The 21,183-nt window shown below is 59.5% G+C and carries 23 protein-coding genes and 1 pseudogene; 14 read left to right on the forward strand and 10 right to left on the reverse strand.

Translation table 11 applies throughout. The annotated features are described in order from the left end of the window. Positions 1-280 (reverse strand): SOS response-associated peptidase family protein (locus AF71_RS29940; protein WP_210258440.1); only part of this gene is annotated, 280 nt, incomplete at its 3' end. A 14-nt stretch (positions 281-294) separates the two neighbouring features. Next, positions 295-768: a hypothetical protein gene (locus AF71_RS29945; protein ID WP_169684341.1), complete on the reverse strand. Its 474-nt coding sequence runs from the start codon at positions 766-768 to the stop codon at positions 295-297. A gap of 227 nt (positions 769-995) precedes the next feature. Here AF71_RS29945 and AF71_RS29950 point away from each other — a divergent pair, with 227 nt between their 5' ends. Continuing rightward, positions 996-1,325: a hypothetical protein gene (locus tag AF71_RS29950; RefSeq protein ID WP_084659706.1), complete on the forward strand. Its 330-nt coding sequence runs from the start codon at positions 996-998 to the stop codon at positions 1,323-1,325. Positions 1,326-1,494: 169 nt separating this feature from the next. Here the strand turns inward: AF71_RS29950 and AF71_RS29955 are convergent, their stop codons facing one another. Next, positions 1,495-1,797, reverse strand: a complete 303-nt coding sequence (locus tag AF71_RS29955; RefSeq protein ID WP_169684343.1) for a DUF982 domain-containing protein — start codon at positions 1,795-1,797, stop codon at positions 1,495-1,497. A gap of 130 nt (positions 1,798-1,927) precedes the next feature. Between AF71_RS29955 and AF71_RS29960 the strand changes: the two genes are divergently transcribed. Further along, positions 1,928-2,137, forward strand: coding sequence for a hypothetical protein (locus AF71_RS29960; protein WP_025660285.1), 210 nt, complete (start codon positions 1,928-1,930; stop codon positions 2,135-2,137). A 574-nt stretch (positions 2,138-2,711) separates the two neighbouring features. Here AF71_RS29960 and AF71_RS32040 read toward each other — a convergent pair. Then, entirely contained in the window at positions 2,712-2,891 is a 180-nt protein-coding gene (locus tag AF71_RS32040; protein WP_084659704.1) for a DUF3606 domain-containing protein, read from the reverse strand. A gap of 997 nt (positions 2,892-3,888) precedes the next feature. After that, positions 3,889-4,407, reverse strand: coding sequence for a transcription termination/antitermination NusG family protein (locus AF71_RS29965; RefSeq protein WP_169684344.1), 519 nt, complete (start codon positions 4,405-4,407; stop codon positions 3,889-3,891). Positions 4,408-4,572: 165 nt separating this feature from the next. On the opposite strand from AF71_RS29965, the gene AF71_RS29970 reads away from it, so the two are divergent. Then, the gene (locus AF71_RS29970) at positions 4,573-4,791 is read left to right on the forward strand and encodes a DUF982 domain-containing protein (protein WP_025660288.1); all 219 of its coding nucleotides are present in this window, start codon (positions 4,573-4,575) and stop codon (positions 4,789-4,791) included. Positions 4,792-5,261: 470 nt separating this feature from the next. On the opposite strand, the gene AF71_RS29975 is transcribed toward AF71_RS29970, so the two are convergent. Together AF71_RS29975 and AF71_RS31405 are read right to left on the reverse strand one after the other, a co-directional pair. Beyond that, the gene (locus tag AF71_RS29975; protein ID WP_210258441.1) at positions 5,262-5,786 is read right to left on the reverse strand and encodes a GNAT family protein; all 525 of its coding nucleotides are present in this window, start codon (positions 5,784-5,786) and stop codon (positions 5,262-5,264) included. Between the two features lie 211 nt (positions 5,787-5,997). Next, positions 5,998-6,186: a hypothetical protein gene (locus AF71_RS31405; protein WP_192240995.1), complete on the reverse strand. Its 189-nt coding sequence runs from the start codon at positions 6,184-6,186 to the stop codon at positions 5,998-6,000. A 157-nt stretch (positions 6,187-6,343) separates the two neighbouring features. On the opposite strand from AF71_RS31405, the gene AF71_RS29985 reads away from it, so the two are divergent. From AF71_RS29985 to AF71_RS30005, 5 genes are read left to right on the forward strand one after another with little or no spacing between them, the layout of a single operon-like run. Continuing rightward, entirely contained in the window at positions 6,344-7,489 is a 1,146-nt protein-coding gene (locus AF71_RS29985) for an extracellular solute-binding protein (protein ID WP_169684346.1), read from the forward strand. Positions 7,490-7,500: 11 nt separating this feature from the next. Further along, positions 7,501-8,379 carry an ABC transporter permease subunit gene (locus AF71_RS29990; RefSeq protein ID WP_246733895.1) on the forward strand — a complete coding sequence of 293 codons (879 nt, stop codon included), beginning with the start codon at positions 7,501-7,503 and terminating at the stop codon, positions 8,377-8,379. Continuing rightward, entirely contained in the window at positions 8,379-9,203 is an 825-nt protein-coding gene (locus tag AF71_RS29995) for an ABC transporter permease subunit (protein WP_169684349.1), read from the forward strand. Before AF71_RS29990 ends, AF71_RS29995 begins: the two co-directional genes overlap by 1 nt. Positions 9,204-9,240: 37 nt before the next feature. Next, positions 9,241-10,320: an ABC transporter ATP-binding protein gene (locus AF71_RS30000; RefSeq protein ID WP_169684351.1), complete on the forward strand. Its 1,080-nt coding sequence runs from the start codon at positions 9,241-9,243 to the stop codon at positions 10,318-10,320. Then, entirely contained in the window at positions 10,313-11,164 is an 852-nt protein-coding gene (locus tag AF71_RS30005; protein ID WP_169684353.1) for a glycerophosphodiester phosphodiesterase, read from the forward strand. Before AF71_RS30000 ends, AF71_RS30005 begins: the two co-directional genes overlap by 8 nt. Here AF71_RS30005 and AF71_RS30010 read toward each other — a convergent pair. Then, on the reverse strand, positions 11,155-12,000 hold the full coding sequence (locus AF71_RS30010; RefSeq protein ID WP_169684366.1) for an inositol monophosphatase family protein: 846 nt from the start codon (positions 11,998-12,000) through the stop codon (positions 11,155-11,157). The genes AF71_RS30005 and AF71_RS30010 overlap by 10 nt on opposite strands. A gap of 149 nt (positions 12,001-12,149) precedes the next feature. Beyond that, on the reverse strand, positions 12,150-12,737 hold the full coding sequence (locus AF71_RS30015) for a L,D-transpeptidase (protein ID WP_169684354.1): 588 nt from the start codon (positions 12,735-12,737) through the stop codon (positions 12,150-12,152). A 348-nt stretch (positions 12,738-13,085) separates the two neighbouring features. On the opposite strand from AF71_RS30015, the gene AF71_RS30020 reads away from it, so the two are divergent. From AF71_RS30020 to AF71_RS30040, 5 genes and pseudogenes are all read left to right on the forward strand, one after another. Then, complete coding sequence (locus AF71_RS30020) at positions 13,086-13,880, forward strand: type IV toxin-antitoxin system AbiEi family antitoxin domain-containing protein (RefSeq protein ID WP_169684356.1); 795 nt, start codon at positions 13,086-13,088, stop codon at positions 13,878-13,880. A gap of 3 nt (positions 13,881-13,883) precedes the next feature. Continuing rightward, positions 13,884-14,008 (forward strand): annotated as a pseudogene (locus AF71_RS32045) (acyloxyacyl hydrolase); the annotation flags it as partial. 693 nt (positions 14,009-14,701) lie between these two features. Next, on the forward strand, positions 14,702-16,453 hold the full coding sequence (locus tag AF71_RS30030) for a type I secretion system permease/ATPase (protein WP_169684357.1): 1,752 nt from the start codon (positions 14,702-14,704) through the stop codon (positions 16,451-16,453). Next, the gene (locus tag AF71_RS30035; protein ID WP_169684359.1) at positions 16,450-17,754 is read left to right on the forward strand and encodes an HlyD family type I secretion periplasmic adaptor subunit; all 1,305 of its coding nucleotides are present in this window, start codon (positions 16,450-16,452) and stop codon (positions 17,752-17,754) included. Before AF71_RS30030 ends, AF71_RS30035 begins: the two co-directional genes overlap by 4 nt. A gap of 57 nt (positions 17,755-17,811) precedes the next feature. Then, complete coding sequence (locus AF71_RS30040; protein ID WP_169684361.1) at positions 17,812-19,248, forward strand: family 16 glycosylhydrolase; 1,437 nt, start codon at positions 17,812-17,814, stop codon at positions 19,246-19,248. Positions 19,249-19,328: 80 nt separating this feature from the next. Here the strand turns inward: AF71_RS30040 and AF71_RS30045 are convergent, their stop codons facing one another. Next, positions 19,329-20,096 (reverse strand): FadR/GntR family transcriptional regulator, encoded by a 768-nt coding sequence (locus AF71_RS30045; RefSeq protein WP_169684362.1) that lies wholly within the window; start codon positions 20,094-20,096, stop codon positions 19,329-19,331. A gap of 235 nt (positions 20,097-20,331) precedes the next feature. Between AF71_RS30045 and kduI the strand changes: the two genes are divergently transcribed. After that, entirely contained in the window at positions 20,332-21,174 is an 843-nt protein-coding gene (kduI, locus tag AF71_RS30050) for a 5-dehydro-4-deoxy-D-glucuronate isomerase (protein ID WP_348644162.1), read from the forward strand. Positions 21,175-21,183 lie beyond the last annotated feature (9 nt).

Below are 21,183 nucleotides of genomic sequence, written 5' to 3' on the forward strand. Positions count from 1 at the left end.
CATTGGTGGCGATGCCCTCGCGGCGTGCGTTGATCGGAGGCGGTCGGCCTCCCGGCTTCATCCAAGACGGTTGGAGGCCCCAACGAGCTGAAACGAAGACCGGCCCCATGATATCAGGCTCGCGCACCATGTCGCGAATGATGATCGGATAGTAGAGGGAAGGGGCGCCGTTANACCTCGGGAACTGGTTGCTGAGGCTCCCGACGTCACCGCGGTCGGCGAACGCGAAGTTCTGCAGCATCTCCTCGAGAGTTGCCTTGATGTAGATGCGTCCGCACATTCCCAAACCTCCCTTCAGTCTCGCGACAAATGCCTCACCATCAAGAGGGCGCCCTTGTGCCCACACTTGCAGCGCATGAGGCCGGCGAGTTGAGCGAGCGTCAATCCCTTCCCGACCTTCTTCTGTATCCCCCAGCGATCGATAGGCTTCCGGCGGTTGCACTCCAGACATAGCGCAAACAGCGCCTCATACTGCGCCAGTTCGCCGAGTGCTCTTTCGTGATCGGCCTCAGGCGGCGGCACCTCGATGCCCAGCATCTTCTCTGCCGAGCTGTCGTACCTTATCGCGCACTTGTCATTGAATGGTGCGTTGGGTCCGCGCTCGCATCCGAATTCTCGAGCGAAGTCATAGCGAAGCTCAGGCAACGCCTTGTTCCCGTAACGGGCGAGGGCACCCGCGGCGGGCATCGATCCGCTTCGTTGGCATTTGGTGCAGGAGTACCGGAGTTCATGCCCGATGAAGTCGGACGGGTGATAGGCCATGCGCATAGCGCCTCTCCTTGAAGAGGTTGCCGACAGCCGCTTGCCGATGGGTTTGGGGTTCGCACCCGCCCGAGCGCGGAGATGAAATGGCGTTGAGCGCTCAATGCGTCAAGTTCATTCACCACTTGTCTCCAACGCCAGCATAAGAAGCCAGCCGGAGTTCAACGAGCAGCCGTTCATCGGAGGTTAATACCCATTCCCTCAGACTCGCATCCCGAAAGGATGTTCCGATGATGAAGAAGCTCATGCCCTCACTCGCCGCCATGATCATGGCTGGATCGTTCGCCCTGCCGCTTAACGCTGCGCCGATCGTTGTGCCGAATACAGTACCAATGCACGCCACTGACGTCGAGCAGGTCGACCACCGCGGCCATGGGAATGGACATGCGTACGGCCACTATAAGGACCGGCGCTACGCCTATCGCGATTGCCGGTATTACGGGTCGTGCTACCGTCCACGGTACTACGGCCATCAGCGGTATTACGGTTATCCGCGATACGGCTATCGCGACTACTACCCCTACCATCGCAGGTCCGGTGTGGGCGTGTATTTTAATTTCTAGCTATCGAAACCCGTCGGCCGCGAATGCCGGCGGGTTTCCTATGCGATGCGCGCATGGTGCGACCTTTTCACCGATCGATAAACTCCCCGCCCGCAACGCTGCGGGGTTTTTTTATGGGATCAGCGGAGTGCTCAGGGTCAATCTGATAATCGGCCGGCTGCTTTCCTGCTCAGGCGATCCTGAATATGACCTTTGCTTCAATGGCTGCCGCAAGGAATGCGGACTGGGCCTCTTCCTGTGTCACCGCACCGCTGATCGCTCCCGCGCAGGCTTCCAGTGCTAAGACGAAAGCAGTGCCGCTTACGAGCGGCCAATTCGTGAAAAGAATATCAAGGGCTTCAGTTGCCGATGTGATCTTGTGGGATTTGCGGTTGCGCTCAACGATTACGATGACCCATCCCGGTACCGACACAAAGTCTCCGATTCTGCGCAAAAGAAATAGCCAACTGGCGTTACACAGTTCGCTGCCCATTCTGTGAACCCGCTCAGAGACATCTTGTTCCCCCTACGTCGAATGAGGCGTGGGTTTGTTGGACCAGATGCACGGCACGGTCCGATTGAGAGACCCTCAGCGCTCTTGCCATTGTGTAAGGAGCGCTACCATGCAATTCCCCACCTTCATCACATTGGAAAGCGTAGAGGTTGAAGTCCTCCCCTCCGTCGTCAACGCACGGCAAGGCAACCAAACGGACCCGAAGAGTGAGTGCGCCGGCGCTGTAACCGCCACAGCACTCGACCTGATAGAAGCCGGCTTCAGGACGCGCGAAAGCCTGTCGATGGCGCTTGCCAACGCACCGCACCCTGGGGCTTAGCGCATTGGTCGGTTGATTCGATGGAACGGCGGCATCCCGAGTACGTGCATTTTTATGGGTTGCTTGTAAAATCCCGGTGTCTGCCTCCCATGGGGCGACAGGGAGGTTGTGCGGTCGGCTGGACCCCTTCCCGGAACCTCCCCCTCCGCACACTCCAGGGTTCATCAACGGCGTATGCAAGGGCTCCGTCTCGTCCTGGGCCAGGTACGACGACCACCGTTTGGTTGCCCGGCTGGCTCACCGAGGCGATCTGATCAACGTTGATATAGAGCGGCTTTCCGACAAGGTCGGGGCAGGGCCGGAGGAAGTGGCAGACGCCGTTTTCCGATGGATCAAGCAATACATAGACCTCGGTATCTCGAGTGGGGGCAACTTGTGGAGTGCTCCCGACCCGGATTTCCTTCGACTTGTCTACTATGCTCTGCAAGTGGCGTTTCCCGCTGCAGCGACATTGATTGGTCTGGAGATCAGGCGTCTGTTTCTGCGCTCCCGGCCACAGCAATAAGACCTGGCGTTACGAGCCGAACGGTACAGCCGCAATCGACCCTTCACCCGCCGCCCTCGGCTGTCTATGCTATTTCAGCCGGTTAGCGGCCTTGTCACAAGCATCACGGTCAGATCCATGCATTTTGATGATGCGTTGTGCATCGGACGTGGCGATGCCGTGCTTCTCTGCAAACGTTGCAACGTGGTATGGTTCACGCCCCGAGAACCCCGGATCGGCTTTGCCGCGTCGCGGTCTTTGGTTTGACACTACGGCCTCCTTATTGCGTGGGCGTAGAACAGGCGACTGTATTTCGCCTCTGCATACCTTACTTCTTCTTCAAGCCGCTTTGGCTATCCTTGACCTGAGAACCTAGAGTGGGCGGGGCGCTTTTGGGGGCAGCCTTGTCCTTTTTGGGCTTCCTAACTTCCTTGTTGCTTCGTACCTGACCCTTGGCCATTTGCGCAGTCTCCTCGTGAAAACAGACCTAGCTACCATTGGCCGTTGAATAGCAAGAGAAATCGGGGAACTACACCGCGGTTCTCGCGGACAACGGCGCTACGCGGCTGAAGAAAATCGTCAATGGTGTCGAGTATGAGATGACCCCGGAGGAAGAGGCGGAATTCATCGCCTCGGGGCCTGTCATGGGGCGGAAAGTAGAAAGCGTTTCCGCTGGGCAGTTCAAGCTACAGTTTCTAGCCGCCGCCTCCTGGAGTAAGTCGACGCGTGGAGCGCTTCGCAGTCCAAGGCAGTTCAGATCGCCTATGCGTATTCCGGATCGTTCGTCCGGACTGAGCCGATGATGGCAGCGGGTTTCGCTGCCATGGGCTTCACGGAGGTGCAGATCGACGCGTTCTTCACGGCAGCTGCGTTGCTTTGAGACATGTGGGGGAGAGGCGCACTGGCCTTGTTTGGGGTTCCGCATGGCAGTGCGCCTCTCTGCTTGCGAGCGACTTTGCAAGCCATGCGAAAAATATCGCTCGACGATGAAAGTGCGACGCCTCGTTTGCATTAGTGCGACTAAATAATTTGGGGGAATTAAGAGGTCCGCAGGGGTTCGCGGACCCCCGAGCATTGTTACAGAGGCCGAATTTGGGCCACGCCCATAAGAGCACAACCAACCATCCATCGCACGTACTGCAATAGTGGTATCAGAACCTACCGCTAGTGGAAAACTCTAGCGGGATAGGCGTTGCGGCCGACCGAGAGTCGAGTGCGGCGTTCCGGATCTTGCGGCTAGCTCTTGATGCAGCCTTCTTGGCCTCCATCATCTCCCGATCAACTTCCTCCTGTCGCATGCGTGAAACCTTTTCCAGCAGGTACTCCTGGTCGTCTCCCAGGCCATGTATCGGAGGCGATCAATCACTTCTCGCTGGAAGCTGAACGGCTCTGGGGCTTCGCCGTAGGTCCGGCTGTACTTCAGACGTTTCCCGACACCCTCCACGGCCTCGACCGGGACGAACCGCTGTGTCGGCAGGTTGACGAATACATAGCCGGTGAAGATCGGGAAGCGGCGCACGATAAACTTCTTGTTCCGATGATGCTTCACTACGATCCGGTAGGTCGGCATGAAGGATTCGAAGCCGGCATTGGCAAGATTGCGCTCGATAAGGCTCAGGCTAGGCGCCCTCTCCTCAATGACAGGTGCGGATGGTGAGCGCTGGGACCCTGGCGCGGCCTTGATCGCAAACCACAGGTCGGCCTCTGGCTTCCACTGGCCGGACTTGCCTTCATCACGGCGTGCCGCTCGGAACCTCAGTTCCTCGGCACGCGTCTCCTTCGCCAACTGTCTTCCTTGTACGGGTTGAAGGCTCGATTGAGGGTCTGCATGTTCAAATCTTGATATCCTTCAGCTTGTTGACGATTGAACTAAGGTGGCCGCTACCCATCTATCGGGAGGCGGAGCGGATGCCCGATACCGCCGATACCCCCTCATGATTGGAGAGCGGCCATGTTGGTACACCGATGGGAAAAGCCCCTTGTGCTGGGAGACAGCCGCATTCGTATTGTCGTCGGCTCCCCAGAGGAGGCACTGACATGGCTCATCCATGAGCCGAACCAGAGCACTGCCAAGTGGCAACGAGCATGGAAAGCGTGCCGGGCCGTCGTAGAGGGCCGGATGAACGCTGAAGACGCCAAGTCCGCCGTTAGGCTCGCTGCTGTGCACTGAGTCATTCGCGCTCCTGTGGCGCTCAGGATCCTGTAACAAAAACTCAGGTGGAGTGTTAAGATGCTGTTCAGAGGTCTGAGGAAAATGGAACAGCCACCTTTCAATGCGTTTCGTTACGGCCTGGCGTCGCTCCTCGTGCGTCGCCCTCATCTACGATGCCACGCGTCAATTGCTCACTGGTGGACCTACGAACTTGAGAATTACGCTTTCGCGATCAGGGCTAGAGACAGGTTCAGATCGAATGCCGATTACACGCTCACCGCTGAATATGAGACCCTTTGTCGCGACATTGAGGATGAATTGGAAGGCTGCATGTCCATCGGGGAGAACCCCTAGTCCGCCATCCGGGCGATGGTGTATGGACCAGTTACTAAGGACCAGATATCATAGAAGACAACAACTACGATCCATCGAGCGCATCCCCACCGCCACCGAACCTTGTCCAGTGATCGATACCGCAGGGACTTCTGTCATAATCGCCTCGCTTCCCACTCGGGCCGCAATATGCCCATGACTGCCGTGTCCCACCTCTCATCGCCAACCCGGACGGATGACCGCCTCACTCCCTCATGAGAAAAGCCGACTTTGTTGTAGGTTCGGACAGCTGCCGCGTTCCAGCTATATACGTTGAGTTCAGTTCTCTCGATCTCGTCGTAGGAGAAAGCTTGCTTCACCACCGACTCTAATAGAGCGGACGCATGCCCCCTTCCGCGAACCTCAGGCGCAATTATGACCCGAGCCACCCGCGCGACGCCATTCTTCCAGTCGAGAGCAAGCTGGACATGGCCCACCAAGGTTTGAGCAACGTCAACCGCCATCCAACACAGCCGTGATGGTGGTGTCGTTTGCCCTTCCTCTACCATCTGCTCAAGTTGATGGTCGCTTAGTGGATAGGTCAGATCAGGTCCGCCCCATTGCACCAGGTCGCGCTCGCTGCGAAGCCAACCGGCGACCGTTGGGAAATGCTCACGCCCGAACTCAATCAGGCTTATCATTGCATGCGGTCGCATCTCATAGGGCCCTCAAACGATTCCTGTCGAGGAGTTCTACCATCTTTTGCTGATGCATCGCATAGAGCGCGGCAACTACCTCGTGCTCGGTGCCGACGACCGCATGTTGTCGAAGACAAGAAAAGACGATCTGGTCCCCGGCCGCGAAATGCCGCGATCCGTCTTCCGGCTTGAACGCGTGACCGTTCAATCTTATTCAGCATCCGGACATCGCGACGGCGATGCGCAGGGATTTGGCCGGATCGTAGCCGCGGTTCCAATCGGCGATCAAAGTCGTGATCGCATCGTCCCTGGTCCACCCGGTCCGGACCATGCCGCGCTGCCCGTAACCTTCGAGCGCGGCCGACAGGTTTCCGCGTGCCAGATCAAGAGAGGCATCCCCCATCCACCGTTCGCGCTGAGTCGTATGACTGCCCTTTCCAAAGGGGACGAGATGGATTGCGCAGCTGTGCAATATTTCTCCTAAATCGGCGCTGCTGTCATGAGTCTGTGACGCGCCAGGCGTAGCACGGCCTTCTACACGCGAGCCAATGGAGAGGGCTATGAACAGACGCGACTTCCTTGTCACCACAACCGCGGCCGCCGGCATGCTGATGCTGCCGCCCCTGGCATCGGCCGCGACAAAGACGATCGATCTCTATAGCGGATCGGACGCGAATATCATCGACTTCTGGAACAACATCGTCCGCCCCGCCTTCGAAAAGGCTCATCCGGATTTGGCCGTGAAGATTACCGACGCCGGTGACAACACCGGTTTGCGCGCGATTGCAGACCGCGCTCTGGCAGCGCTCAAGACGAAGACGGATCCGCAGGCCGATATCTTCGAGAGCTTCGATCCACGTCTTCCGCCGGCGGGCGCTGAAGCCGGTCTCTGGGTCGAATTCTCGGCACAGAACGTCGAAGGCTTCGGCCACGTCAATCCGCTCGCGTTCGACAACAAGTACTCGCTACCCTATCGCGGCTCGCAGGTCTTGCTTGCATATGACAAGACCAAGCTCGACCCGAAGGATGCACCCAGGAGCTGGGAGCAGCTGACGGCCTGGATCAAGTCCAATCCGGGCCAGTTCATCTATAATCGTCCCGACAAGGGTGGCTCCGGCGGAAACTTCGTCCGCCGCGCCATCCACGAAGCCAACGGTCGTGACCCGAAGAAGTTCACGATCGACAACTTCACGGCCGATTACGCCAACCAAGCCGTGACGCCGGCCTGGGTACTGCTCAACGATCTGGCGCCGTCCCTCTACGAGAAGGGCGCCTATACGGCCGGCAACACGCAGTCGATCCAGCTTCTGGCGCAGGGTGTCGTGACGATGACGCCCGTCTGGTCCGACCAGGTGCTGCAGGCGATCTCGCAAGGTGTTCTGCCGGAGACGACCGGTCTCGTTCAGCTGGGCGATCTCGCATTGTGCGGCGGCTTCTCCCGCATGACCGTGTTCTCGAACGGTGCCAACAAGGACGCAGCAATGAAGCTCGCCGCCTTCCTGCTGACCAAGGAAATGCAGGAAGCGATCATCACCGAGATCGGCGGTTTCCCGGGCGTATCATGGGAGCATATCTCGGACGAGCTGCGCCAGAAGTATGCCGATGTCATCCCGGCGACCATCCCCACCTTCCCGGGCGGTGATTGGGAAACTACCATCAACGACGGTTGGTATCGCAACGTCGCACCGGGTATCAGCCGCTCCTGATGCGCAGGTCAATGTCACTTCCGCTGCTGGCGCGTTTGTCCGCGCCGGCGAGAAGTCAGGGTTGGGTGGGGCTTGGTTTGGTAGTCCTGCCTGTGCTTCTCTTGGCTTGGCTGATCATCTACCCGATCCTGTCGGCGGTCGCGAGCACGATCTTCGTCGCGCAGCCGGGTGGCGCATCGGCGATATCCTTCGCCTCCTACCAGTTCTTTTTCAGCGACCAGTACAGTCGTGCAAACCTCTGGATCACGCTCTGGACGACCCTGGTTTGCGGAGTGCTGCTTCTGGCGATCGGCCTGCCGATCGCGCTCTATCTCCGGTTTTCCCGCGGGCCGCTCTCGGCCTATGTGCAAGGGCTTGCCATCTTTCCGATGTTCGTGCCCTCGATCATTCTGTCCTATGCGCTGATCCGTACCATTGGCCCCAACGGCGCCGTCGACGTGTTGCTGAATGCCGTTGGATTGCCGAAGCTGCCGTCACCCTACCTGACGCCGTGGGGGCCGGTCATTGGTCTCGTCTGGGATAACCTGCCGCTCACGGTCCTCATGCTGACGGCCGGACTGGGAAATATTCCAAAGAGCTCCATCGAAGCCGCACGGGACGTCGGCGCTTCGCCGCTGCGCGTCGTCCTGTCGATCATCATGCCGCGGATGGGCAATTCCCTGCTCGTCACCACTTCTTTCGCAATCCTCGGCATCTTCTCGTCCTTCACGCTGCCTTATCTTCTCGGGCCGGCATCGCCGGAGATGATGGGGCCCTTCATGCAGCGGACGTTCTCGGACATGAACGACCCTGTCAACGCTCTGACGCAGGCGGTCATCGCCTTCGGCTTCTGCCTTGTCTTCGGAGTGCTTTACGTGCGCTCAATCGCCCGCAACAGGGGAGGCGTGTGATGAGGCACGGAAGGCTTGTCATGGCTCAGATGGATTGGATCGGCGCCCTGCTGGCGTTGCTGCTGACGCTGTTCATCGCTTTGCCGCTCGTTGTCGTCGGAACCTGGGCTTTCAGCGAGGTCTGGCGCTACCCGGCTGTGATCCCCCAACAGTTCGGACTGCGCTATTGGTCGCTGACATTGTCGCGAACCGATGTGTGGGACGCCCTTTTTCTCAGCCTTCGTCTGGCGACGACGGTGACCATTCTTTCAGCGGTAATCTGTCTCCCGGCCGCCTATGCCTTCGCACGCATGAAATTCCCGGGCAGGGACGTTCTCTTTCTGTCGTTCCTGGCGTCGCATGCCTTCCCGAAGTTCGGGCTTCTGGTGGCGATCGCCGGGATCTTTCTTCAGATCGGATTGATCAGCACGTTCTGGGGCGTGGTCCTCATTCAACTGGTCGGAACGCTGATGCTGATGATCTGGATTCCCGTGGCGGCTTTCAAGAACGTCGATCGGCGAATGGAAGAGGCCGCGCGCGATGCCGGGGCAACCCCTTTGCGTGTCTTCTGGTCGATTACCCTGCCGCAGGCCGCGCCAACGATCGCTGCGGCCCTCCTGCTGACCTTTGTCGGGACGTTCTACGAAACCGAAGGGGCGTGGCTGATCGGAGCGCCGCAGATCCGCACGATGCCGGTCCTCATGGTCACCTTCATCAACAACCAGATCGTGGTTCAGTATGGCGCCGTCCTATCGGTGATGCTGTGGGTTCCCTCTTTCGTCGCACTGATGTTTGCCCGAAGAGTGGTCGGCGCCGGTACCTTCGCAAGGGGGCTGGGAGCATGATGTTCATTGCGGCGGATGGCACCAGGAAGGGCTTCAGATGGCACGCTTGACCATAAAAGGGATATCCAAGAGCTTCGGCGCCACCTATGCGGTCCGCGATGTCTCCCTCGATGTCGAGGATGGTGAACTGGTCTGTTTGCTTGGTCCTTCCGGATCAGGCAAGTCGACGTTGCTGCGCATGATCGGCGGCTTCGAAAGACCGACCGCGGGGAGCATTCTGATAGATGCAAAGGATGTTACGTCACTGCCGCCGGAAAAACGTCCGACAGGCATGGTGTTCCAAAGCCATGCCCTGTGGACGCATATGGACGTCTTCAACAATATTGCATTCGGCCTCAAGCTTCGCCGCCTTCCCAGAGCCGAGATAAAAGAGCGCGTCGAACAGGCGCTGGCGCTCGTTGGTCTTGCCGACTACGGCAGGCGCATCACCACGCAGCTTTCCGGTGGCCAGCAGCAGCGTGTGGCGCTGGCCCGCTCGCTGGTGCTCGAACCCAAGATCCTCCTGCTCGACGAGCCCTTCGCCAGCCTCGACCAGCACTTGCGCGAGCGGTTGCGTGAGGAGGTGCGCGACATCCAGCAGCGGCTTGGAATCACGACGCTCTTCGTCACGCACGGACAGGATGAAGCGTTGGCGCTCGCCGACCGGATCGTCGTGTTGCGCGATGGCTGCACCGAGCAAATTGCGCCGCCCGATCGCATCTACCGCGAGCCAGAGACCGAATTTGTCGCCGGGTTCATCGGTTCGATGAACTTCATTCGCACCACGGTCAGGAATGGCATCAGCCAACATGCAGCCTTTTCGCTCCCTGTTCCCGTTGCGGACGGAGAAATCGTACTTGCGATTCGACCGGAAGCATTGTCGCTTGTTGCGGCGAACGAGATGGGTACCGGCATCGTTCACCGTAGCATCGATTTTGGCACCCATAAGATCGTCGACGTTGATCTCAGCGACGGAACAAGAATGAAAGCGATGACATCAAGCAACAGTGGCTGGACCATGGGCACGTCGGTGAAACCGGTGGCGGCCGCCTTCAGGGCGTTCCGAGACAACCGGCTCGTTCACCAGTCCGTCGCGGTCCCGACACAGGAGAACAATCGGGTGTTTGGTCATGCTTGAGGGCCGTGGAATTGCGATCGACAGAGCAGGGCATCATACCTGGCTGAAGTGGCACCGGGGACATCGATTTGCCGGCGACATCTCCTTTACCGGCGCGCGCATCGTGGAAGGCATGGAACTCGGCGCCAGCGTCGAGGTCGATCTAATGCGCTTTGCCGGTGATGGTTTTGCAGTGCTGCACGACGAGACGCTTGATGCCGCGACAACCGGCACCGGGATGGTTCGATCCGCATCCGAGGCTTACCTGCGTGGCTTGCATCTTCGCGATCCTTTCGGGGCGCCGAGCGAACACAAGGTCATGATGCTTTCGGATCTCGGGCGCCTGTTGGCTCAGGTCGGCCGGGATCCGAGGGCGGGCTTGCAGCTTGACCTGAAAGAAAATTCGGACGTCATTCGTGACGCCGACATCGCCGCATTCGCTGCGGCTATTTCGCCTGTTGCCGATTCAGTCATTCTTTCAGGCGGTGACTCGCTTGCCGTCGAGCGGCTCTCGCATGCGGTGCCTGACATGGCAATCGGCTACGACCCCTGCCACGACGGCGCCATCGAGCGGCTGATGGAAACACGCGATTTCGTGGGTTTTGTTGCCGGTGCGCTACGAGCCGTGCCGCGCGCGCAAATGATCTATCTCGATCGCCGCCTGGTGCTATTTGCGGATCAGGCGGGCTACGACCTGATCGGCGCATTTCAGGGGGCAGGGCGGCTCGTCGACGCCTATACGATCAACTCCGCCGTCCCTTCCGCATTGCCGGGCGTCAAACGGCTCCTGGAACTGAAGGCTGACCAGATCACGACGGATGATCCGGTCGGGCTGGAACGGCTTCTGATCGAAGATCAGGCCTGAAAGCCTTTGACAAGCCAAGGATGGAGGGCGGGATTGCCGGCAACGATGTCTCCGTTCGCGGTGACGGGTCCACCATCAAACGCCGAGATTTTGCCGCCTGCCTCGCGCACCAAAAGGGCGGAGGCGCCGTAGTCGTGCAGTGACAAGCCATCCTCAAAAAAACCGTCCAGGCGACCACAGGCGACATAGGCGATCGACAAGGCCGCCGAACCCAGCCGTCGCACGCCCGCGGTTGTGGCCATCAACCGCTTGACCGCGTTGAAGTACACGTCTTCCGGCACGGCCTTCAGTTGTCCGGGAATCGGCAGGCCGGCCCCTACGAGCACGTCTTCAACTCCCTTCGAGCTCACACACCGGATCCGCTCGCCATTCAAATAGGCTCCGCCGCCGAGTTCCGTGCTGAAAAGCTCATCCAGCATCGCGTCGTAAACGACGCCGGCGACAAGTTCGCCTTCCTCTACGATCGAGATTGTCATCCCGAAATGCGGAATTCCCCAGGCGAAATTTGTCGTCCCGTCGATGGGATCGATATAGATGACAGGCACGCCGTCCTTTGCGTTCCGGTTGCCGACTGCTTCTTCGCCTTTGATCGCGTAGGTGGGAAAGGATCGGTTCAACTCATCGACGATGATGCGCTCGACGGCAACGTCGATCTCGGTCTGATAGTCCCTCGGCGCTTTTGCGACCAATTCGCCATCAAGGCGGCGACGCAGCGATGTTCGCGCTTTGGCGCCTCCAAGGAGGACGGCTTGCGCCAATGCCGCAAGGCGCGGCGAGGCAGTCGGTGAGATGCGGGATGACACGGGACGGATTTCGGCGAGATTTGGATTCGACATCGTCATGAGATGATGGCAGAGCCGCATGAAGCTTTGATGACGGGACGTCGACGCCAGCGTTGGCGGTCGTATCAAGGCGTGTCCAAACGCCAGACGTGGACCCTTGAAAAGTTTTGTGTGGCCGACACCCGAACTGGGCGATTGTTATATCACCGCCGGACGATCACGCGTGTTCCCGGACGGACCATCTCGTAGAGCTCCTCGACGTCCTCGCGGTACATGCGAAAGCAACCGCTTGACGCATTCGTGCCGATCGAGGACGGATCATTGGTGCCATGGATGCGCAGCAGGCCGTCCGCAAGATAAATGGCCCGTGTACCGAGCGGATTGGAAGGGCCGGGACGCACGACCATTGGCAGTCTCGGATTCTTCTGGCGCATGCTGGCCGTCGGTCGCCACTCGGGATATTTGCGCTTCGACGTGACATGCGTCGTGCCGTACCATCGTTTTCCCTGGCGCCCGACCGCAATCGGATAGGCGAGCTGTTCACCTTGAGGCGTCGTATAGACAAGCGTGTGCTCGCGTGTGGCGATGACGATTGTCCCGCTCCTTCCCGTTCGGGGTTGGCGCTGCGGCACCGGCTCGCCATAGTCGGGTGGCGGTCCATATGGACCATACGGATCATAGTAGCCGTAGTCGCCATAGTCACCGTAGTCGTCATACGGACCGTAAATCTGCGCCTCGGCCTGAAAGGCCGCAAACAAAAGCACTGTTGCAAATAGAACCAGGAACTTCATTGTCCGCTATCCGCTTGTTTTGATGCAAGATGACCGCGAAAATCTGTGGCGCCATTGTGGCGGCCGATGTTCCGACGCTACACGCGACGTCGATGCATGCGGAATTTAGGCTTCTTATGATGTCCCAGTCTTATTCCCAGCCGACGTGGCCCCACTGAGAGCTCACAGCAGCCTGCTGATCGATGGCCACAGAAGGAAGAACTAGAAACCTAATTCCGCATTATGACCCTCTGCCGCTGGAGTCCTCGCCTTTTTGGTTTGCGGTTTTTTGTTTTTCCTAAGTCAGACTAAGTCTTTTCTGCTCGTTTCAAACTGACTTCGGTTTGATCATATGCTATTTTGCCAAGTATGACTGAGCGAAAAACCGGAAAGCTGAACCAGCTGGGGAGAACCCTGCCCGAAGGCCTGCTTGCCGACGCGGCCTGGATGGAGGCGCACGGCTATTCCAGCAGCTTGCGCACACAATACGTGGCCGCCGGGTGGCTTGATCAGCCTGCGCGCGGCACCTTCAAGCGCCCCCTGGGGCAGCTCACCTGGCAGGGAGTGGTCATCTCGTTGCAGACCCTACTAGAACGAGACCTGGTCGTCGGCGCTATAACCGCCCTCGACCTGCAGGGACTGACCCACTATGTGGCCCCGTCGGGCGCGAGCGTCGTTCATCTTTACGGCACGAAGCCACCGCCCGGATGGCTCGCGAAGTTGCCCTTGCCGCAGACATTCCGCTTTCACCGCACTCCGAGCCTCTTCAAGTCAATCCATGCTGCCCCCGATCAGCAGGCGGGGACAGTACGGGCGCTGCGTGAGGACGAACGCGCCTTGACGGTCTCGACGCCCGAGCGCGCTTTCCTGGAACTGCTCGACGAGCTTCCCGACCGGCAGAGCTTCCACAACGTCGATATGATCGCCGAGGGGCTGCGCACTCTGAGCCCGCGCCGCCTCAACCTGCTGCTACAGGACTGCCGCAGTATCAAGGTTAAGCGCCTGTTCTTCTGGTTCGCCGACCGCCACAGCCCGTCTTGGCTCAGGCAGATAGACAGGAAAGGCGTCGATCTCGGCAGCGGCAAGCGGATGCTCGTCAAAGGCGGACGTCTCGACCCCACCTATCAGATCACCGTGCCGGAGGAACTCAGTCGCTCTGTCTGAAACGGCGACCGGTTCGACAAGCACTGGAACGTCATCGCACGAGTCGAGCATTCGTCCCATGCGAACCTCTGTGAGGTCCGAACAGAGGCATGACCCGAGCAGGTCTGCAGGTCGGCTACAAATTCTGAATTGCGAGGCCTTAGCACACCAGACATTCAGTACCATGGCAGACATATACGGTGTTTCCAATCTTGCCGAGTTGGACAGGCTGGGGTGCGAGCTGAGCTGGGGGTTGTTGAACACCGAGTTGGGTCCGCCCCAGATCTGACTTGGATTCCTCACGAATGAATTTTCGCCGCCCCAGATCTGACCGGGATTGCGCACAAGCGAATTGTTCCCGCCCCAAATCTGATCCGGATTGTTTATGACAGAGTTCGGCCGCTCTAGTGTCGCTGGATTTGTCCAATCGATTGGTGCCAGCACTTGCTACCACCAGTCAGATGCATAGCGCAGATCATTTGAACCTGGATCGTGCCCGGTGAGACTTGTGGAGCCTTCGAACCCGGGGCTGGAAACGCAAATCCGGACACAAATTGCAACCGGGATCTTATATATGTCATAAAATGCCCTCACAAGTACTGCCGAATCGCTCAGCAATCGCGCTGTCGCGGTTCGAAAGAAGACAGTCATTCGACGACGTGACTGGAACACGACTTCGCGCTTAACGCCTGATTTGGCGACTTAGCGCGGAATGAAGCGACGCCGCTGTTTGCGGTCGTCATTCGGTCTCTTTTGCCTCAGTCTAGGCAAGCGATCTCGATTTCTCGACCACCGAAGGCCTCGGCTATGGTGTGTCTGCGCTACGACCACAAGGAGTCCATTTGTCTGAAACCGGATCCCTCTCGCAGCCGCGACCCTTCTTTGGGCTCTTCTCGTCGTTGCGTGTTGGCGCTCTGGGGCTTGGTGTAACCAGTTGCCTCGTCAATATCCTGGCGCTCAGTGGCTCGTTCTTCATGCTCCAGGTCTATGACCGCGTCATTCCCAGCCGCAGCCTGCCGACCCTCGTCGGTCTGGTCATCATCGTTGTGTCCCTCTTTGCGTTCCAATGGCTTCTGGATCTCACGCGATCCCTGCTTCTCGGGCAGATCGGACGGGCGGTGGATGAGCGGTTCTCAGGGCCGGCCTTCCTCTCAGTCGCGCTGTCGGCATCGCGCAAGCCGGCGCCGGGAGACGGTCTTCAGACGATCCGCGATATCGATACAGTGCGTGGATTTCTGTCCGGCCCTGGCCCGGGAGCGTTGTTCGACCTGCCCTGGATGCCCTTCTACCTCGCCCTCTGCTTCCTGTTTCATCACTGGATTGGCCTCACGGCCGTGGCTGGAGCGCTTCTCTTGACGGGGCTGGCGCTGCTTGCGGAGCTGAAGTCACGCGGTCCGACGAGGGAGACGGCCACCATCCTTTCTGAGCGAATGGCTTTCGCCGAAACCGCGAGGCGCAATTCAGAAGCGGTCGTCGCAATGGGCTTTGGTGGGACGCTCTCGGCGCGCTGGGCCGAAGTCAACCGGCGCCACCTCGACAGTCACTTGCGCACGGCCACTTTCGTCAACTCGCTTTCAACCCTGTCGCGCTCCGCGCGCATGTTGCTGCAGTCCGCCGTGCTGGCCGTGGGCGCCATACTCGTCATTCGACAGGAAGCAACTGGCGGCATCATGATTGCGAGCTCCATTCTCGTGAGCCGCGCGCTCGCCCCGATCGAGCTTGCCATCGCGCACTGGCGAGGATTTGCGGCTGCCCGCCAGGCATGGTCGCGCCTCGACCGCGAGGTCGAGCTCTCCGACGGGCGGCAGCGAGACGTCGCGCTACCGGCGGCGCGGCAATCACTGGCCGTGGAGAACCTTCATCTGGGAGCTCCGGGCTCGAAGATGCCGATCATTCGCGCGCTGTCCTTCGAGGTTAGCGCGGGTGAGGCAGTTGGCATCGTCGGTCCGAGCGCCTCGGGCAAGTCTTCGCTGGCGCGGGGCATCGTCGGCCTATGGCCGGCTCTTGCCGGGGATATCAGGCTGGACGGAGCGTCGCTTTCACAATGGACGGCGGAAGCACTCGGCCGCAATATCGGTTACCTGCCGCAGGACGTGTCGCTGTTCGACGGAACCATCGCCGACAACATTGCCCGGTTCGATCCGGAGGCCTCTTCGGAGTTGATCATCGCGGCCGCCAGGGCCGCGGGTGTCTACGATATGATCGTGAGCTTTGCCGATGGCTTCGATACGCGGATCGGCGAGCAGGGCAGAACCCTGTCCGCGGGCCAGCGGCAACGCATCGGGTTGGCAAGGGCCCTCTACGCGGATCCGTTCCTCGTTGTGCTCGACGAGCCAAATTCCAATCTCGATGTTCAGGGCGAGCTGGCACTCTCGCAGGCAATCGAGTCCGTTCGGTCGCGGCAAGGGGTGGTGTTGATCATCGCTCACCGGGCGAGCGCGCTTTCCGTGGTCGACAAGGTGCTGGTTCTCGAGGGCGGTCGGGGCAAAGCGTTCGGCCCGAAGAACGATATTCTCAAGACAGGACCAAAGTCAGTCGCTGCCACCGGTTCCTTCGTCCGACTGCTTCGCGCCGGCGGGGAGTTGTCGTCATGACCGGGGCTGTGACATCGACGGAACGAGCGATCCGCCGACTTACGTTGCTTGCCCTTGCGACAGCTGCCCTGCTCGTCGGAGTTCTTGGCGGGCTTGCCTCGGCGATCCGTATAAACGGCGCGGTGATTGCCCAGGGGACACTGGTCGTCGACAGCTATGTGAAGCCGGTGCAGCACCAGAAGGGCGGCACCGTGGGACAGGTCTTCGTCCGCAATGGCGATCGCGTCACGGCTGGCCAAATCCTCGTTCATCTCGACGACACCCAGACCAAAGCGAATCTTGCGATCGTATCGCGACGGCTGCGAGAGCTTGCAGCGCGATCAGCCAGGCTTTCTGCAGAGCGCGACGGCGGGAACGCCATTCTTTTTCCAGCGGTCGTCAGAGATGCCGATGCCACTCAGGCTACCGCCCTCATGAGCTCCGAGCTGCGGCTGTTTGATGACCGTCGCGCATCGCTCAGTGGAAGGACGGCGCAACTGCGTGAGCGCGTCCGCCAGCTCGACCAGCAGGCCGAAGGACTGTCGGCCCAGCAGGAGGGCAAGCGTCGCGCCATCGGCATCATTGGCAAGGAGCTTGCAAGCCTGGAGCCGCTGCTTCGGCAGGGAGTTATTCCCGCAACCCGCGTCTACACCCTGCAACGTGATGCGGCCGATTTGACGGGAGAACTCGGCAGCCTCGTTGCCTCGACCGCGGAAATCAAGGGAAAGATCGCCGAAACGGAGCTGCAGATTATCCAGGTGGGTGACGATCACAGAAGCGAGGTCTCCGAACAGCTGAGGCAGGCGGAGGGCGACAGCGGCGAATACGCCGAGCGGCGCGTTGCTATAGAGGACGAGCTACAACACGTCGACATAAGGGCGCCGCAAGACGGTATCGTCCATCAACTTGCTGTCCATGCGCGGGGTGCCGTGGTCACGCCAGGCGAGGCCGTCATGCAGATCGTGCCCGATCACGACATGCTCACGCCGGAGCTGAAATTGTCGCCACAGGACGTCGACCAGGTCGCAGTCGGCAAGGAGGTCAACCTGCGATTCTCCGCGTTCAGCTACAGGACAACACCGGAATTGAAGGGACGCGTTGCATCTGTCTCCGCTGACCTGACAACGGACACGCATTCCGGCCAATCCTACTACACGCTTCGGGTCGCGGTGCCCGAGAGCGAATGGCAAAGGCTTGGCAAGCTGGCACCGGTTGCCGGGATGCCCGTCGAAGCCTTCATCGAGACAGGCGAGCGCACGGCGCTCGGTTATCTCGCAAAGCCGTTTACGGACCAGCTGGTCCGTGCATTTCGGGAGGAATGATTACAGCCATCGGAGGAGGGAGACCATGAGAAGCACGAAAACCCGAAGGAGTTGATAATGGCAAAATCAATACAAAATGCTGTCGGCCAACCGCTGTTCTACAGTGGCGCCTCGACGGCATGGTTCTCCGCAACCGGTTCCGGCCCTGTGCTGAATGGCACATCCGGCAACGACTCCATATGGGGTGACAGTTCCGTCAACGTGACCATGCACGGCGGAACCGGCGATGACATCTACTATCTCTATTCCGCCATCAACCGTGCTGCGGAGGAACCTGGCGGAGGAACCGACACCATCAACACCTGGATGAGCTATACGCTCCCTGAGAATTTCGAGAACCTGACCGTAACAGGCGCCGGGCGCTATGCTTTCGGCAACGCGCAGGACAACATCATCTCCGGAGCCTCGGGAAGCCAGACGATCGACGGCGGTGCCGGCAACGACGTGCTGATCGGCGGAGGCGGAGCCGACACATTCCTCGTCACCAAGGGCCACGGGAGCGATCTGATCGTCGATTTCAGCAGCGACGATACGGTGCGTCTGAACAGCTATGGGCTTTCGTCTTTCGAGCAGGTGCTGGCTCATACGACGCAGGAGGGCGCCAATCTGCGGCTGGATCTCGGTGGCGGTGAGAGCCTTGTCTTTGCCAATACCGAGGTGTCGGATCTGCATGCCAGCCAATTCCAGCTGACGCTCGACCGCTCACAGCTCGCGCTGAGCTTCGATGACGAATTCAACAGTCTGTCCCTGCGCAGTGGCGACCAGGGCACGTGGGATGCCAAGTTCTGGTGGGCGCCGGACCGCGGCAGCCCGTTGACCGGGAACGGCGAGCTGCAGTGGTACATCAACCCGTCCTACGCGCCGACCGCATCGGCAAATCCATTCTCTGTGAGCAACGGCGTATTGACGATTTCGGCAGAACCCGCCTCGCAGGCGATCCAGGCGCAGATCAACGGCTACGACTACACATCTGGTCTCCTGACCACACATTCATCCTTTGCCCAGACCTATGGTTATTTCGAAATTCGTGCCGATATGCCGTCAGAGCAGGGCGTTTGGCCGGCCTTCTGGCTACTTCCGGAGGACGGCTCCTGGCCACCAGAACTCGACGTTGTCGAGATGCGCGGTCAGGAGCCGAATGTTGTCAATGCCACAGTCCATAGCGACCATGGCGGCGCACATACGATCACGTCTTTTCCGGTCAAGGTGGCAAGTACCGAAGGCTTCCACAACTACGGCGTTCTCTGGGACGAAGATCACATCACCTGGTACTTCGATGACGTTGCCGTCGCGCAGACGGACACACCCGAAGACATGCATGATCCCATGTACATGCTGGTCAACCTCGCTGTCGGCGGTGCGGCTGGAACGCCGTCCAACGGCCTGGCGAACGGCTCGGAAATGCACATCGACTATATCAGGGCCTATACCCTCGCGGACAGCCCATTGCACGCTGCCACCGAAGCCACTGCGAGCAACGATTGGCACATCTGACGAGGTGAAAGCCAAGCGGGATGAGGTCGGAGGGTCATGATGGCGCCAGTCATCCCAGGCCCATTGAACATCGTTATCCGTTAGCTTGCTTCGACAATGCTTTGATATCGCGTGCGCCGATCCCTCAGGCGTTCGCGATATCGCTCCTGGCTTGCAGACAGATGAGCGCGCATGGCGTCGCGCGCACCGGTAGCGTCACCTGCAGAAATTGCGTTGAGGATGGCAAGATGTTCCCGCTGCAATCCGGCCTGGTAGCTGGCCGAGAGAACCTCTTCGGTGGCGTAAGGAGAGGTGACGTCACAAGGGATGGTTCGCGCCCCTAGCGCGTCGAGGACTTCAACATAAAAAGGGTTGTTGGTTGCCTCGGCGATCGATCGGTGGAAGGCAAAGTCGGCCTGGCCGGTGGGCTTGCCAAGCTGTAGGAGCCGATCGAACTCGAAAAAGCTCTCCTGAATCTGCGCCTCCTGCGAGGCGTTTCTGCGGGTGGCGGCCAGCGCCGCACCTTCAGCTTCAAGCGCGATGCGAACTTCAAGCACGTTCAGGGCGTGCGATATGTTGCTTGATCGGTCCTGTCTTATGATCGGAGCGGACGACTGGTGACCAATCACGAAGATGCCTGCCCCTTGTCGCGTTTCCAGCAACCCATCGGCCGAGAGAGCCGCGATCGCCTCGCGAATGACGGTCCTGCTGACGTCAAAGGATTCTGCGAGTTGGGCCTCCGTCGGCAACTTCTGTCCGACGGAGATCTGGCCTGAAAGGAAGTCCTGGCGGAGGGAGTCGGCGATCCGTTCAGAGAGCTTCTGTCGTCGTGATGGACCACCATCGACCGGAGGAGGAATTGCGTTCAAGGGTGTTGTCGCCTCTGAAAATGAATGTCCGAGCATACCGCCAGTGCTCCATAAAGACAACAATTGTGGATGTTGTCATACAAAATTGCGGAATCCGAGCTGATCGACGACAATTCCTTATAATTCAGAGCTTTTGACATCTCCCAGGCTATCGATAGTTGATCGGAATGAAGCGATTGCGGTTGCCCAAGTATGATCAATATGTATGATGACTTGGAAAGACATGGGAGGCAACGTGACTCACACTGATTACACCAATCGCTTCGCGATTGATCCGCGGGCCGCAGCGGGATTTGGGACCGCCGAGCTTCGCGAAAACTTCTTGCTGCCACCACTGTTTCGGGCCGGCCGCATCCAGCTTCACTACAGCAATTACGACCGGATGATCGTCGGCGGTGCCATGCCGATTTCGGAAGCGCTTGACCTGGAAACGATCAAGCCGGCGGGAACAGAAACCCTCCTGGCGCGTCGCGAACTGATCGCGGTCAACATCGGCGGCGCCGGCATCGTCGTCGTCGATGGCGAGCGGTTTGCGCTGGGGACGCGTGACATGCTCTACGCCGGGCTGGGCTCGGCGGTGACATTCGAGTCGGTTTCGGCAGAGGAGCCGGCAAAATTCTATCTGCTGAGCGCGCCGGCACATATGCGCCATCCGACACGGCATATTGGTATCGCCGATGCCAAGCGTCTCGATCTCGGCTCTCAGGCAACGAGCAACGAGCGTTCGATCTTCCAGTTCATCCACCCGGACGGCGCCAGGACCTGCCAACTCGTCGTCGGCATGACGACGCTTGCTGCCGGCTCTGTCTGGAACACCATGCCCTGCCACGTCCACGACCGGCGGATGGAGGCGTATCTCTATTTCGATCTGCCGGAAAAGGCCCGCGTCGTGCATCTGATGGGAGAGCCGAACGAAACGCGCCACCTGATCGTCAAGAACGAGGAGGCGATCCTGTCGCCGGGTTGGTCCATCCATTCCGGTGTCGGTACATCAAGCTACACATTCATCTGGGCCATGGCCGGTGACAATGTCGACTATACCGACGTCGACCTTGTCGCCATCGAAGATCTTAGGTGAGGAGGGGGA

The sequence above is a fragment of the Rhizobium sp. 57MFTsu3.2 genome, assembly GCF_012932765.1.
Classification (GTDB): domain Bacteria; phylum Pseudomonadota; class Alphaproteobacteria; order Rhizobiales; family Rhizobiaceae; genus Rhizobium; species Rhizobium altiplani.